This window comes from Paenibacillus sp. FSL K6-4396, assembly GCF_038002525.1.
Classification (GTDB): domain Bacteria; phylum Bacillota; class Bacilli; order Paenibacillales; family Paenibacillaceae; genus Paenibacillus; species Paenibacillus amylolyticus_B.
The window spans coordinates 912,769-926,434 of sequence record NZ_JBBOCR010000001.1; the positions used below are offsets into that span (position 1 = coordinate 912,769).

10 protein-coding genes are annotated in these 13,666 nt (G+C 44.1%); 7 read left to right on the forward strand and 3 right to left on the reverse strand.

The window, feature by feature from the left end; genetic code table 11:
* Positions 1 to 171 precede the first annotated feature (171 nt).
* On the reverse strand, positions 172 to 927 hold the full coding sequence (locus tag MHB85_RS04150) for a GNAT family N-acetyltransferase (RefSeq protein WP_091019669.1): 756 nt from the start codon (positions 925 to 927) through the stop codon (positions 172 to 174).
* 151 nt (positions 928 to 1,078) lie between these two features.
* Here MHB85_RS04150 and MHB85_RS04155 point away from each other — a divergent pair, with 151 nt between their 5' ends.
* The gene (locus MHB85_RS04155) at positions 1,079 to 1,738 is read left to right on the forward strand and encodes a M48 family metallopeptidase (RefSeq protein WP_373419898.1); all 660 of its coding nucleotides are present in this window, start codon (positions 1,079 to 1,081) and stop codon (positions 1,736 to 1,738) included.
* Between the two features lie 115 nt (positions 1,739 to 1,853).
* Here the strand turns inward: MHB85_RS04155 and MHB85_RS04160 are convergent, their stop codons facing one another.
* Together MHB85_RS04160 and MHB85_RS04165 are read right to left on the reverse strand one after the other, a co-directional pair.
* Positions 1,854 to 2,936, reverse strand: a complete 1,083-nt coding sequence (locus tag MHB85_RS04160) for a saccharopine dehydrogenase (RefSeq protein ID WP_091019665.1) — start codon at positions 2,934 to 2,936, stop codon at positions 1,854 to 1,856.
* A 99-nt stretch (positions 2,937 to 3,035) separates the two neighbouring features.
* Entirely contained in the window at positions 3,036 to 3,356 is a 321-nt protein-coding gene (locus MHB85_RS04165) for an ArsR/SmtB family transcription factor (protein ID WP_091019663.1), read from the reverse strand.
* A gap of 184 nt (positions 3,357 to 3,540) precedes the next feature.
* Here MHB85_RS04165 and MHB85_RS04170 point away from each other — a divergent pair, with 184 nt between their 5' ends.
* From MHB85_RS04170 to MHB85_RS04195, 6 genes are all read left to right on the forward strand, one after another.
* A complete protein-coding gene (locus MHB85_RS04170) occupies positions 3,541 to 3,942 on the forward strand; it encodes an iron chaperone (protein WP_091019662.1) in 402 nt (133 codons plus the stop codon).
* A 203-nt stretch (positions 3,943 to 4,145) separates the two neighbouring features.
* A complete protein-coding gene (locus tag MHB85_RS04175) occupies positions 4,146 to 5,729 on the forward strand; it encodes an ArnT family glycosyltransferase (RefSeq protein ID WP_341072440.1) in 1,584 nt (527 codons plus the stop codon).
* A 4-nt stretch (positions 5,730 to 5,733) separates the two neighbouring features.
* Positions 5,734 to 6,282, forward strand: coding sequence for a hypothetical protein (locus tag MHB85_RS04180; RefSeq protein WP_341072441.1), 549 nt, complete (start codon positions 5,734 to 5,736; stop codon positions 6,280 to 6,282).
* A 406-nt stretch (positions 6,283 to 6,688) separates the two neighbouring features.
* Complete coding sequence (locus tag MHB85_RS04185; protein WP_341072442.1) at positions 6,689 to 7,684, forward strand: phosphotransferase enzyme family protein; 996 nt, start codon at positions 6,689 to 6,691, stop codon at positions 7,682 to 7,684.
* Positions 7,685 to 8,020: 336 nt separating this feature from the next.
* Entirely contained in the window at positions 8,021 to 12,643 is a 4,623-nt protein-coding gene (locus tag MHB85_RS04190) for an amino acid adenylation domain-containing protein (protein ID WP_341072444.1), read from the forward strand.
* An 11-nt stretch (positions 12,644 to 12,654) separates the two neighbouring features.
* Complete coding sequence (locus MHB85_RS04195; RefSeq protein WP_091019653.1) at positions 12,655 to 13,659, forward strand: TauD/TfdA family dioxygenase; 1,005 nt, start codon at positions 12,655 to 12,657, stop codon at positions 13,657 to 13,659.
* Positions 13,660 to 13,666 lie beyond the last annotated feature (7 nt).

The following is a 13,666-nucleotide window of genomic DNA, read 5'->3' on the forward strand; positions in this document are numbered from 1 at the left end:
GGTGATAAACGGTGTGAAGAGTTTTGGACAATCACTAAGAAAAATTAAAAACTGCCTTTCCTTTATAGAAGGAGGGCAGTTTTTGCTTTCAAGATGTTGTTTTGAATTAATCTGTCTGTCAGACTGAATATGATAAAAGAATTCACAAGCAAAGCTTGATTAGCAAACACTCTATTCTTTGACTCTGTACCAGTAGCTATATATTTCCGAATAACCAAGCTTGGCGTAGAGCTTTAACGCAGGTGCATTATTCGCAACAACTTGCAGATAACTGGAGGTAGCACCTTGTTTTTTTGCCCAATGCAATAGATGCAAGATCATCTGTTCAGCAAGTCCCTGATTCCGGAAATTAGCGTCTGTAATGATATCATACAATCCAATATAGCCACGTTCGATGACACCAAACCCGCAAGCGACGACCTGCCCGTCAATCAACAGCGAGATGAAACCTGCCTTTGTTCGGATATTGTCCAACATTAATTCCGTCGTTTTCCGTTGCAGATCATTCATCTTGTTCAGTCGGCAAAAGTGATCTAGCCACGCTGTGGTCAACTGTTCGTCGATCTGTACAGCTTGGTGTACAGGTTCTTTTATATCATCTAGACTCCGAGTCTGGATATGGGTCAGATCGACAACGCCATACCCTTTTTCTTGCAAAAGCTGGTCGAGATGATCCGGCTGAATAAACGGTGTGATTTTGAATATGGTATTTAACTGATTGGAGGCATAGATGCGCTCACATTCATCAATCTTTTCATGCACATCCAGAGTGGAGTAATGGATAGGTTGAACGGAGTTTGCACGCTTGGTATATCCTTTGGCAAAACGGAGTACCCAACCGTCATATAATAAGGTGGACAAGGGTTGCCAGTGATTAAGGGATAGTTCTTCAATGGTTTTGTATTCTGAATCTATGGTATGCGTCATATCCAACCTCCGATTTTATGATTAAATAATAATACATAATAATGTATAAAAATACAATACGAATATATATATCGTCGAACAGTATGCATTATAGCCGGAGATGGTATACAATTTGATTGAATGAATAATTTCAGAAGCGGAGCGCGTTATGTTGACGATAGAATTAAATAATCACAGCATTAACTGTCATATCCAATACGGCAAACGCAAGAAAGTGTCCATCACGATGGACTTGCCTTATATGGTAACAATCAAAGCACCCAATGGTACCAGTGAAGACATGATCCGGCAACTTGTAGAGCAGCACGGGGATGTGATTTTGAAGAAATCCGCTCTGATGCAGCGGGCGCTCGATGGTCCTCAAGCCAAGGAATACGAAGATGAGGGCAAGGGGAAGTTTCTGCTTTTTGGCAAGGAGCATGCACTGCATGACTTAATCCCTGTAGAGGGGCTGACAGAAGAAGAGCTGCGAGCGAATCTGAAGAGGTTTTATTTTGCCGAGTGTAAACGCAAGATTGGGGAGCGCATCGGACGTTATCAGCAAGAGTTGAAGGTGAAACCGAAGTCAGTAGAGATCGTAGATTCTCCCACCAAGTGGGGCAGTTGCAGCTGGGACAAAAAACTTACGTTCAATTACCGCTTGGCAATGGCGCCACTGGAAGTGATCGATTATGTCATCATTCATGAACTTTGCCATATTCACCACATGAATCATGATCGCTCCTTCTGGCGGCGGGTTGGCAGTATCATGCCGGATTACAAAACAAAAGAAGATTATCTGATGCGAAATGGTCGGGCCATGACGTTGTAATTCCAGACCCAAGCTTTCACTTGGACACGATAGATCCCTCTATTATTATTCTTAAAATCCGCGAAGGTCCCACTGTTTGCAGTGAGCGGCTTCGCGGATTTTTGTTGTGTCTGGATCAGGAGTGGGTTACTTGAACGCCGTATTGTTTGAAAAAATGAGTAACCGCATCCATGTCCATTCGGTCATTGAACAGATGCTCAGGATAATAGATGCCTGGAGCCATAGGCTTGTCCGTTGGCATCATCAGTATCTTCTCGGCTTGCACCGCAGCGCCGAGTGCAGTCATATGAGTTTGACCGAGTGGGTCAGAGACTGTCATCGTTCGTTTAACGTCGTTTCCTTTTGCATCCATCCCTTTCAATTGAATGACCAGATGATGTGCACTCCCGGTTCCCGGATTATAGAGCAATTTCCGCCGGAATGGCTGGAAACGTTCACCACTGATCATCTTCCACACTCCGGTTTTGACCAATCCGGCGAGTGCATAGGTAGATACTTTACTATCGAATGAAATACGGAAACTGGCGGAATCGATATGGCTGGTATGAGGCAAAGTAACGTGATCGGGTGTATCCAATCTGTAACATGGGGTCGTGTACCCGTTCGGAAAATGTACTTTAACCGGATCTGTCATGGGATAGACAAGCCGGTTCATGTTGGATTCGGTCACCTGAAAGGGAATACTCATCCGATCCATAAAAGCTGCTGAGTCAGGCCCGGCTTTATCTCGCAGCGAGTACAGGGCATGAATGTTTACTTCGACATGTTGCAGAGTGTTAGAAAGTATCATGGCAAATAAAGAAGCTGTTCCTGCCATCCATCCAGAGGATAGCACTACAGGGGCATGAAGTTCCTCCTGTTCTACTGTACGGATCGCTTGATTGAACACCTCCGTCCAGCGTGTTACATCGATAAGTGGAATTTTTCTCCGCACAGCCGATACCAGTAGCCGATCATCCAGATCGTTCACTGCATTAATGATTAACGATATATTCTCTCCTGCGTGAATCAGTGGATCGTCTGCATTGGTATCAACAACAATCGTTTGGACACGATTGGATGGAAAAGGTGCTGCTTTACCCGCAGAACGACCTCCCAATACCAATTCCAGATCAGGATGCCTGTCATGCAAAATGCGGGCAAGCTGTGCACCTACAGCACCATAACCTCCAGCGATAAGAACTCTTTTTCTATTCATTCGATAAACCTCCGTTGATATGTTTATGTGCTTATACGTTTAAACTATTGAACATAATAGAGTGAAGAAAAGGAATGCAGTACACCAGCGCGGTATGCGCTAGCTCTGACATTCCACTTCCACGAGATGAACGAGCTGTTTGAGTATTGCGATCGCATCGTTGAACTCCAGTTTGTAATACATCTCCGTACCTTTTTTCTGAACCGATAACAGCCCGGATTGACGCAATATTTTCAAGTGATGAGAGACCGTAGGGCGTGACATGGGAATATGCTCTGCAATCTGGGATACGTTCATGCTCTCTTGATCAATGAGCAGCGATATGATTCGCTGGCGAACGGGGTCTCCCAAACCTTGAAGATAAGGACTTAGATTCTCGAAAATATCAATAACTTTTTGGTTACCCATCGATTCGTTCATGGCTCACTCCGTTATAATGTTTAATTGTTTAAACGTATTATAATGCTTAGTTCACTTAAAAATCAAATTTAACATTCCAAGTTGCAGGAAAATAGCTGTTCCGCTTGTCCATTTGAAGTACAATAAGAGCAAATATGCCCGTACCACGAATCCATTGATGTATCCGTGGTGGAAGGAGTCCAAGATGGCTGAGAGTAACCATTATTCGGTGCTGGTAGATGAATATATCTCGGAGTTTACACCTGATGTACAGGTGAGATTACAAGCGTTAAGACAGATTATTCGCGAGTCGGCTCCGAACGCCGAAGAGAAGATCAGTTACAAGATGCCTACGTATGCACAGCATGGGAATCTGGTTCATTTTGCCGCATACCAGCATCATATTGGGTTTTACCCTGCTCCGAGTGGGATTCTGGCATTCAAGGAGGAACTCTCTAAATACAAAGGGGCCAAGGGATCTGTCCAGTTTCCGCTGGACCAACCATTGCCGGAGGATCTGATCCGCCGGATTGTGGAGTATCGGGTGAAAGAAAATGTGGAGATCGCGCTGGAAAAGAAACGCAAAATTAAAAAGGACGAGAAGTGATCTTCAACAATTAGCTAATACCCTACCCTATACTTTCAAAAGAATGGACATATAGACCGTTACCTTAATCAAAGGGACGGTCTTTTCTGTCTGCATACGCATGCCGATCAGTACCGATTGCAAGCGTTACTCCCTTTCAGCGATTTTTCAGCCAGAGCCATTATAATACTCACGGAATCCTGTAATGGAAAAGGAGTTTTGGCATGTCTAAGATGCTGCATAAGTCGTTTTATCTCATTTTGCTCGTGTTTGTTGCTGTGTTTATTGCTTCGTCCTTGGTGGTTCGGGCCCAGTACAACTACGCCTTGTATGGGGACAATCCCATTTTGGGCATGCAGCAGTGGAGTATTTTTCTCCCGGTCATTCTTTTGCTTCTTGGTTCAGGTGTCGGGTTATATGCGCTGTGTCTGAAACTGAACAAATACAGTCCGAAAGTTGTCATTCCAATCGTGCTGTTATGTTCTCTGACCCTTCAGATCATCATCATTTTCGTATTTCCGAGAGTACCTACCGATGATTCGCAGACCGTTCTTTCACTGGCGATGAACATGCTGTATAACCAAGACTACTCTTCGTTTGAAACGGGTGGTTATCTGCACATGTTCCCGTTCAACTACTCGATCGTATTGTACCTTAAGACGTTGCTATATCTGTTTCCCGATAACTACCTGGTCATCAAACTATTTAATATTTTGTTTTCAACATTAACGACTTTAATGATTTATCTTATTTATAAACAAGTGAATGACAGATCCACGGAACGTGATTACGGTGTGTTGATCTTTGCAGCAACGTACCTGCCTGCCTTGTTCCTGAACAACCTGATCTATAACGATGTGATTGCCACAGCATTTCTGACATCTTGTCTTTACTTTATCATTCGTTTTGTGCGTGAAAAGTCTTGGAAAACAATCATCCTTGCCGCCATTTTTCTCGCGATGGGCAATTACTTTCGAAGCATCGGCGTTATCTTGTTAATCGCAGCTATCATATATATCCTGCTGAATATGCGGAGCATCGGAGTGAAGAAAGTTGTCATTTCCATCGGTGTGCTGGCTATGTTGTTTAATGTACCAACCTGGACTCAGAATGCGGTTCTTCAATCTTCCGGTGCTGTGAGCGAACCTGTTGGAGAGAATGCCGCGCCAGTCTATATGTGGCTGAATATGGGGATTAATCTGGAGCGCTTTGGTTTCTGGGACAATATGGAGAGTTATCAGATCTATCAGAGGCAGGCCAACTACAATAAGGCCGAGAGCGCAGCATTGTTCAAACAGGAGATTGGCAGCAAGCTGTCCGAAGCAAGTGCGAGTGACTTGGTGCAGATGTATTACAAAAAGATCATATGGACCTGGACCGAAGGGACATACCAGATGGACCGATACGGAATCGGCAATGAAAGTTCCATCGGTGCCGGAAGAGGAAGGGGAGGCGGAATCGCAGGGTCCTATAGTTATACCAATGCGGTAACAGAACTGTTGCAGGGGGATTCGGCTTATCGTACGGGGTTACTGTGGATCGTATATGTGATGAATTTCCTGATGTACTGTTTTATCCTCATCCGGTTGGTCGGTGGAATTCGTCGTAAAAGGTATGACGAAGTTTCATTGATTCTGGTCATTCTCGGATTCATCGGATTTTATATTCTCTGGGAGATTAAGTCCAGATACATCTACCCGGTATATCCGCTGTTGGTTGTGCTGTCCTATATGGGGTTCAAAGACACGTATGACTTCATATTCCATCGTAAAGGTACCTTGGAGCAATATTCCCTGAGAAAAAGGTGATCATATGCGAAAAAAACAATATTTCACATCGGTTACGCTATTCCTGTTGCTAGGATGCATGGTTATGCTGACGGCTTGCGATGTTATAACCGCCCAGAATATTACCAACACTGGTTCTGTGCAAGGTATGAACGGGTTTGGCATGCCAAATGGTGGCGGTCTGGGCATGAACGGTGGAACATCGAGAGGTGGAAGGGGAACCCCGGGCATGAATAATCGAACAGGCAGTCCCGACATGACGCAAAGGATGATGAATGCCGACATTACGGGTAGAGTCATCTCCGTGAATGGAAACACAGTTACGCTGGCGTTACTTGAGGTGCAGGCCAACTCATCCCCAAGCATGGAATGGAAGGATACCGGAATGGAGATGAAATTGAATATAGGCGATGATGTTGATATCACTGAAGGCATGGGAACGCCTCGTTCGGGCAATTCCAACCCAAGTGCAAATTCGTCCATTCAAGTGTCTGATCTTCAAGAAGAAAACATCGTGATGGTGTGGTATACGGACAACACCGAGACGGTGGAACGGATGATGGTTGTCCAGTAAAAGATGATGGAGTTATCGTCATTTTGTAATTGCTTACATTTGGCCTATGGGTTATTATGGAAACAGCTGTTTTTTGAAGGGAGTGAGCGTCATGAAACGACGGTCTAAGATGGTATGTTCGATCACTACAAATAAGGTAAGAATGAACTGAATAATTTGGGCAGATCATTCAGATACAGTGTGGGACACTTCCGGTTTTCCAGTCGATCTGAGATCTGCTGATATATAGGGATATAACTGCTCATTTTTTTCTGGCGTATGCGAGGTTTATTTGCTTGTGCAAATTTCTCATACACTCAGAATTTTTAAAAGCCGCAGGCATAGCCTGCGGCTTTTTGCGCGCAAAAATAGGCATTCGTGTGATATAAACGATCCACAAAAAAACGATCAAAAAGGAGAAATGCCCATGTTAACATTAAAACATTTATTTCAAAATAACGACCTTGCCGAGATGATTCTGAAGAATTGGAGTTATGATCCCGAATCGCTGGACATGTTTCAGTATTATCGCATCTCCTCCAATGCGGTGTATCCGTTTAGAGATCAGGGGGAAGTCCGATTGCTTCGATTTGCCCCGGTAGAGGAAAAAAATCAAATCAACCTTAGTGCTGAACTGGAGTTCCTCCGTTTTCTTCGAACGAATCATTATGGAGCCATGGAGGCTGTACCTTCTCATTTAGGGACAGCACTTGTAGAGGCTCACACCCCATGGGGAACATACTACGCTTCCGTATTCAAGCGAGTCCCCGGATCGCAGTTAGGGAGCATTCAACTGAATGACTCTATCCTGTACAGCTATGGTCAGGCATTGGGTGAGCTGCACCAGCTATCGCGTATATTCAAGCCTGAGCAGGAGGAGAAGCGGCGCTGGACCTATACAGATGTTTTGGATTGGATGCAGAAGATTTTGGAGGATTTTCCTGCGGAGACGGCTGCTCTGAACGAGGTAGAGCTTCTCCGAACGTATTTTGCAGCATGGCCGATAAACAAGCAAAATTTCGGGCTTATCCACTACGATTTTGAACCGGACAATGTCTTCTATGACGAAAAAAACCAGTCTTGTTATGCCATTGATTTCGATGACTCGATGTATCACTGGTACGCAATGGACGTGGAACAGAGTCTGGATAGTTTACGTGAGGAGATCGAGCCTGAACAATGGGAGCAGAAGAAACAATTGTTCCTGAACGGATACTGGTCCGAGACAGGAGAACGTTATGATCTGGAGAGTATGTTCCCCGCTTGTCGCCGTTTCGCCAACTTGTACGGCTATTTGCGTATGCTTCGATCTGTTGCAGAGCAGTGGTCACATGAGCCGGAGTGGATGAGCGGACTAAGAGCAAGATTGAGTCGGAAGATGACAGAACAGGCAGAGCAATTCGGAAAGGTAGTCAACAGCTAAGGTGTTCCAATTCATCCCAGGATAATCAAGATCCATGAGCACTGAATTTTGGAAACATTCACGTAAATCCGGTCCCGCGGTCAGATGCAGATTCTGGATCTATCACGGGACTTTTCAGTTTGTACGAACTTTACCGAATAATGGAACGGAGGTGGATAACTTGTAGAAAGATTGGTTGGGATTTTCATTATTTTCATATGGAATGGGTGATATTGATGTCGGAATATCTACATTTTTGTTAAAAAAACAAATAAAATAGTTATTGATTAAATATGGGTGGAATGATAAGTTGTAATTAACTTATTTTAGGATAAATTATATATAAAGGAGAATTAGATGGGAAATGTATGTGTTGATTTGCATCCTTTAACAGAGCATCAACGAAGAATATGGTACATGGAAATGTTATATCCAAAATCAGATGTATGGATGATTACATCCAAGATGAGCATACCGGAACCGATCGATTTTACCTTGCTAGAGCGGTCGATTAACAGGGTTCTGAAGAATAACGAACTGCTTCGAACTCGTATTGTACTGGATCAAGGTGAGAATAAACAATACATCCAACCTTATGAGTACAGATCACTCAAGCATATTCATGAAGATCCAGCCTTAACGGATGAGACATGGACGGAGTATGTGGATAACCATCCGATTCATGTACACAGTGAAGATCTATGTCAATTTTATACGTATGAGGGTCCTGGACAATACGGATACATCATTCAGATTCACCATATTATCTGTGATGGTCTGGGATTATTCCAGTTGACCGATGAGATTACGGCAACCTATCATGCCGAATTGAAAGATGATAATGCAAATAGAATGGAAACTACGATTCACGATTATGAATACTATATCAATAGTGAACAACAATATCTCGCTTCCAAACGCTATGCGAAAGATCAGGCCTTTTGGAGAGAGAAGTTTCATACGATTCCCGCATTTATGGAATTGAAAGCGCATAATCCCCTTCTAACTCACACCGCAGCCAGAAGAAAAACGATGAATATGGATCACTCCATGTATGTACGTTTGAAAGATTTCTGTCGTCAGAAGAATGTCAGCGTATTCACCTTTTTTCTCTCAACTCTAGCTATTCTGCTGAATAAACTCACTCACCAAACCGATTTGGTCGTTGGAACCAACTACGCGAACCGCACGAGTAAAACAGATAAAGACATGATTGGCATGTTTGTCACCACCATACCTGTCAGGATCGGGGTAGAACCCTCTGAAACCGTGTTAACCTTGCTGCAACGTATTTCCAATGAACAGAAAGAAATATTGCGTCATCAGAAATATCCGTATAATCAGCTGATCCGTGATCTAAGAGAGTCGCTCTCACTACCGGAACTGAACAGACTGTTCGGTATATCACTGGTCTATCGTCCAGAACGCTTTGACAAGATGCAAGGACATGATGTCTATATGGACAACAAGTTTAACGGACATGAGACGAATGATCTGCTTATCAACATTATTGAAAAAATCAATGAGGATCGTATCATATTTCAGATGGATTATCGGACCCAATTGTTCAGTGAACCGTTCATGGACAAGCTGTTCGATCAGTTTCTTACGGTCACGGAAGCCGTTCTGGAGCATTCTGAACAAAGAATTGAACAGATCAGCATTGTAAGCGAAGCCGATAAACAATCGATGCTTATCGAGTTTAATGATACCGAGGCGTCTTATCCTAGCGACAAAACGGTCATTCAGTTGTTTGAAGAACAGGCAGCTGCTACCCCTGAACATACAGCACTTATCCTGGGGGATAAGGAGATGAACTATGAACAATTGAATGCCAGAGCTAACGGCTTGGCTACGACACTGATCAGCAGAGGAATCAAGCAGCGAGAACTGGTAGGCATTATTGCAACCCACAGTATGGAGATGGTTATCGCGATTCTGGCTGTTATGAAAGCCGGGTGCGCTTATATTCCGATTGACCCCGAGTATCCTGATGAACGAATTCAGCATATTTTGAAAGATTCTCAGATAAGGTTTGTCCTGGTTAATCAGCGTATCGATTTGTCGGACAGTCTAGAAATCATTCATATCCGTGAAGATAATGATGGGCATTTACCAGCAGGTAATCTGAACTTGACCATAGATATGAAGGATCTGGCTTATGTCATCTACACATCAGGGTCAACTGGAGCACCGAAGGGTGTATTGGTGGAGCATAGGGGATTGACGAACTATATATGGTGGGCGAGTCAGACCTATGTTACTGACGGTAAAACGACTTTTTCCCTGTATTCATCCATCGCTTTTGACCTGACTATCACATCCATCTTTACGCCGTTGATTACGGGTAACACGATGATTATCTATAACTCGTCTCATAACAAAGCGTTGATTGCGGATGTTGTTCTGGATCCGCGAGTAGATCTGGTCAAGCTGACTCCAGCACATCTGCAATTGATTCAGGACATGAACATTATGGACAGATCCAATGTTCGAACATTTATTGTAGGTGGCGATAATTTGAGTACTTCGCTGGCTGCAAATATTACTCGGCAAAGTAAGCATGAGGTTACCATTTTCAATGAATATGGACCGACAGAGACAGTGGTGGGCTGTATGATCTATGCCTACGATCCTCATGTTGATCAAACGGAGTATGTGCCTATCGGCAAGCCTATTCAGAACACATCCATATATGTGTTTGATCAATCACTGCAATATGTTCCTGTTGGTGTTCAGGGTGAATTATTGGTTGGGGGAGACGGCGTGACCAGAGGTTATCTGAACCAACCCGAGTTGACGGGCAGAAAATACGTCGAACACCCGGATCGTCCAGGCGAGCGCTTGTACCGGACTGGGGATCTATGCCGGTTAAGAGAAGACGGTCAGATGGAATATCTCGGAAGAATGGACGATCAAGTGAAGATTCGCGGGTATCGAATTGAACTGGGTGAGGTCAAGGCAGCTTTTTTGAAAATCAAAGGAGTTCGGGATGTTGCTGTAAGCGTTAAGAAGGATCAGCAATCCCGTCAGTTATGTACTCATTACGTCAGTGAAGCATATGTAACCCGGAGGATGATTCGAGATACCTTGGCATCTCTGCTGCCGGAGTATATGGTTCCCACACATCTGATCAAGGTGTCTTCCATTCCACTTACGATTAACGGCAAGATTGATTACTTGGCGTTATCGATAGAGAAGCCACAATCGGATGAAGACAATGTGTATGTGGCGCCGAGTTCAAGCATGGAACAGACGATATCTGCCATCTGGTCTGAGATTCTTGGCCTGGACAAGGTGGGGGTGACGGACCATTTCTACGAACGGGGTGGTGATTCACTGAAGTTGATTCAGATCTATACCCGACTTTCCGAGATAGGTTTTGAGTTTTCGATTAACGATATGTTTAATTTCCCTACAATCCAAGCCTTAAGTTCACATCTGGAACAGGTCATGGAAGGAAAGGAAGGCATGATAAGCATGGAACACAAGACAATAAAGAGATCCAAAGTGGATGTATTGAACGGAATTATGGACAAGCCGATCTTCCTTTCAACAGAGATTGCGAGCGTTGATCCGGATCTCAAAGGTGTGATGTCATTCAATCAGGAATCCCTGTGGCTGGTTGAACAGTTCGAAGGAAAGAGCACCAAGTATAACATTCCCGGACATGTCATTTTCGAAGGCGCATTCTCGGAAGAGGCATACGTCTATGCATTGAATCAGATCCTACAGCGGCATGATGTATTGAGAACGTATTTTGTTGTAGAGAACAATACACCTGTGCAGCGAATCAGACCTTACGAGCCTTTTGGCATAGAGGTCCAGTATACGCTGAGGGATGACTCCCAAGCTAGTCTGAAGCGTGTGATTGAAGAAGAATCCAAACACCAATTCAACCTGGAAACCGGGCCGATGTATTATTTTGGATTGTATCAGATCCATGCACAACAATATTTTGCCTATTTTAATTTTCATCACATTATCTTCGATGGTTGGTCGCAGGATATCCTGATGGCTGAACTGGGGTCATACTATAATGCTTATCTGAGGGGAGAAAGTGCAGCAATAGAGCATTTGAGTATTCAATATTCCGACTATTCACATTGGCAAAAAGGTAAATGGATGACTGAAGAATTTCCGACAGTTCTGGATTATTGGCGCAACCAGTTGGGAAGTACCGTCAACCGATCGGTAAAAGTATTGCCTTATGACCGGGAGCCTTCAGTGAACAACGTGGATACCGGAGATATACTGCTCGCAGAAATTCCGATACAAACCATTGAAATGATCAAAAAGGCCGGTATGAAAAACAATGCCAGTCTGTACATCACCATGCTCACCGCCTACAAAATGTTGCTGTACTTTTACTCGGGTGAAATCGAGATCGTCGTAGGAACACCCGTCGCAAACCGGAATCGTGCAGAAGTGCAGAAGTTGATCGGATATTTCTCCAACAGCCTTGCCTTGAAGACGGTCATGGACCCGGAACAGTCCGTAAATGCCCAGATTATTTCGGTTAGAAATACGGTATTTGAAGCGTTTGATCATCAGGAGATGCCTTTCGGCAAGCTGATTGAACTGCTGAACCCGGATCGTGCTTCGGGGCTCACCCCGTTCTTCCAGACGTGGTTTGTACTTGATGTCAAAAATACGTACAACATCGAAGGACTAAATATTGCTCAGAATGAAATTTTGTGGGGCCACAGCGGCAAGAGCAAGTGGGATCTGACATTAAATCTTATCGAAGCTGATCATGTAATGAATGTAGTGGTGGAATACAAAACAGAGTTGTTCGGCAAATCCACCATGAAGAGATTCCTGCATGATTATATGGCAGTAGTAGAGCTGATTGCAGCTGATTCCTCCCGGAGTCTTCAAGCTGTTCGTCATGATTGGGAGGTGATGGCCCACGAGTACAAGATGGTGTTGCTGAATAGCAGTAAGAGCAAAAGGAAATTTAACAAAATTAAATCCTAGGAGGATTAACGATGAAGAAGAAATTTGATAAAGGCGCGCAGATGGTCATCCAGAAAGAAATTGTGAAGCAATCGTTTCTGGAGGAAGGTCAGGAACTGCCGTTGGTAATCAAACCCAATGTAGCCGGTCTGGATCTGAATCAATGGTATCTCAACAATAAGGATACGGTAGAAGAGAAAATTTTGGAATATGGTGGCGTGCTGTTCAGAGGTTTTGATACTACCACACCAGAGAGCTTTTATGGGTTCATCGATGTAAGCTGCCCCGAACCGCTCAGTTATAAGGAAGGAGCGACACCGAGAACCCAAGTACAGGGCAAGGTGTATACGTCAACGGAATTTCCGAACGAGGAGACTATTGCACCGCATAATGAATTGTCCTATGTCATGACATGGCCCAAAAAAATCTGGTTTTCCAGTATTGTTGTTGCTGATGAAGGAGGAGAAACACCTATTGTGGATGTACGGAAAGTATATAACCTCATTGATCCGGACATTCGGGATGTTTTTGCAGAGAAAGGCTGGATGTTGGTTCGAAACTATGGAACCGGATTCGGACAGACCTGGCAGTATGTTTTCCACACAGAGTCCAAGGATGAGGTCGAGCAATATTGCCTGGACAACAACATGACTTGCCAATGGAATGAGGATGGAACATTGACAACGAAGCAGGTGAGACCGGCTATTACGATCCACCCGGATACCAATGAGAACCTGTGGTTTAATCATATTGCCTTCTGGCATAGCAGTAGCCTGAACGAGGAAGTTCGCAACTTGATGCTCGAAGAATTCGGAGAGAGTGGCTTGCCATACCAGACGTACTATGGAGACGGAACTTCAATTGATGCTGATGTGGCTGCACATATTCGTCAGGCTTATGCGGATGCCACGATCGCCTTTCCATGGCAAGCGGGAGATATTCTTATGCTGGACAATATGCTGGTGGCGCATGCACGGAACCCGTACCAGGGAGATCGGAAAGTACTCGTAGCCATGGGAGAACCGGTGAGTCGTTAAGCCTCAA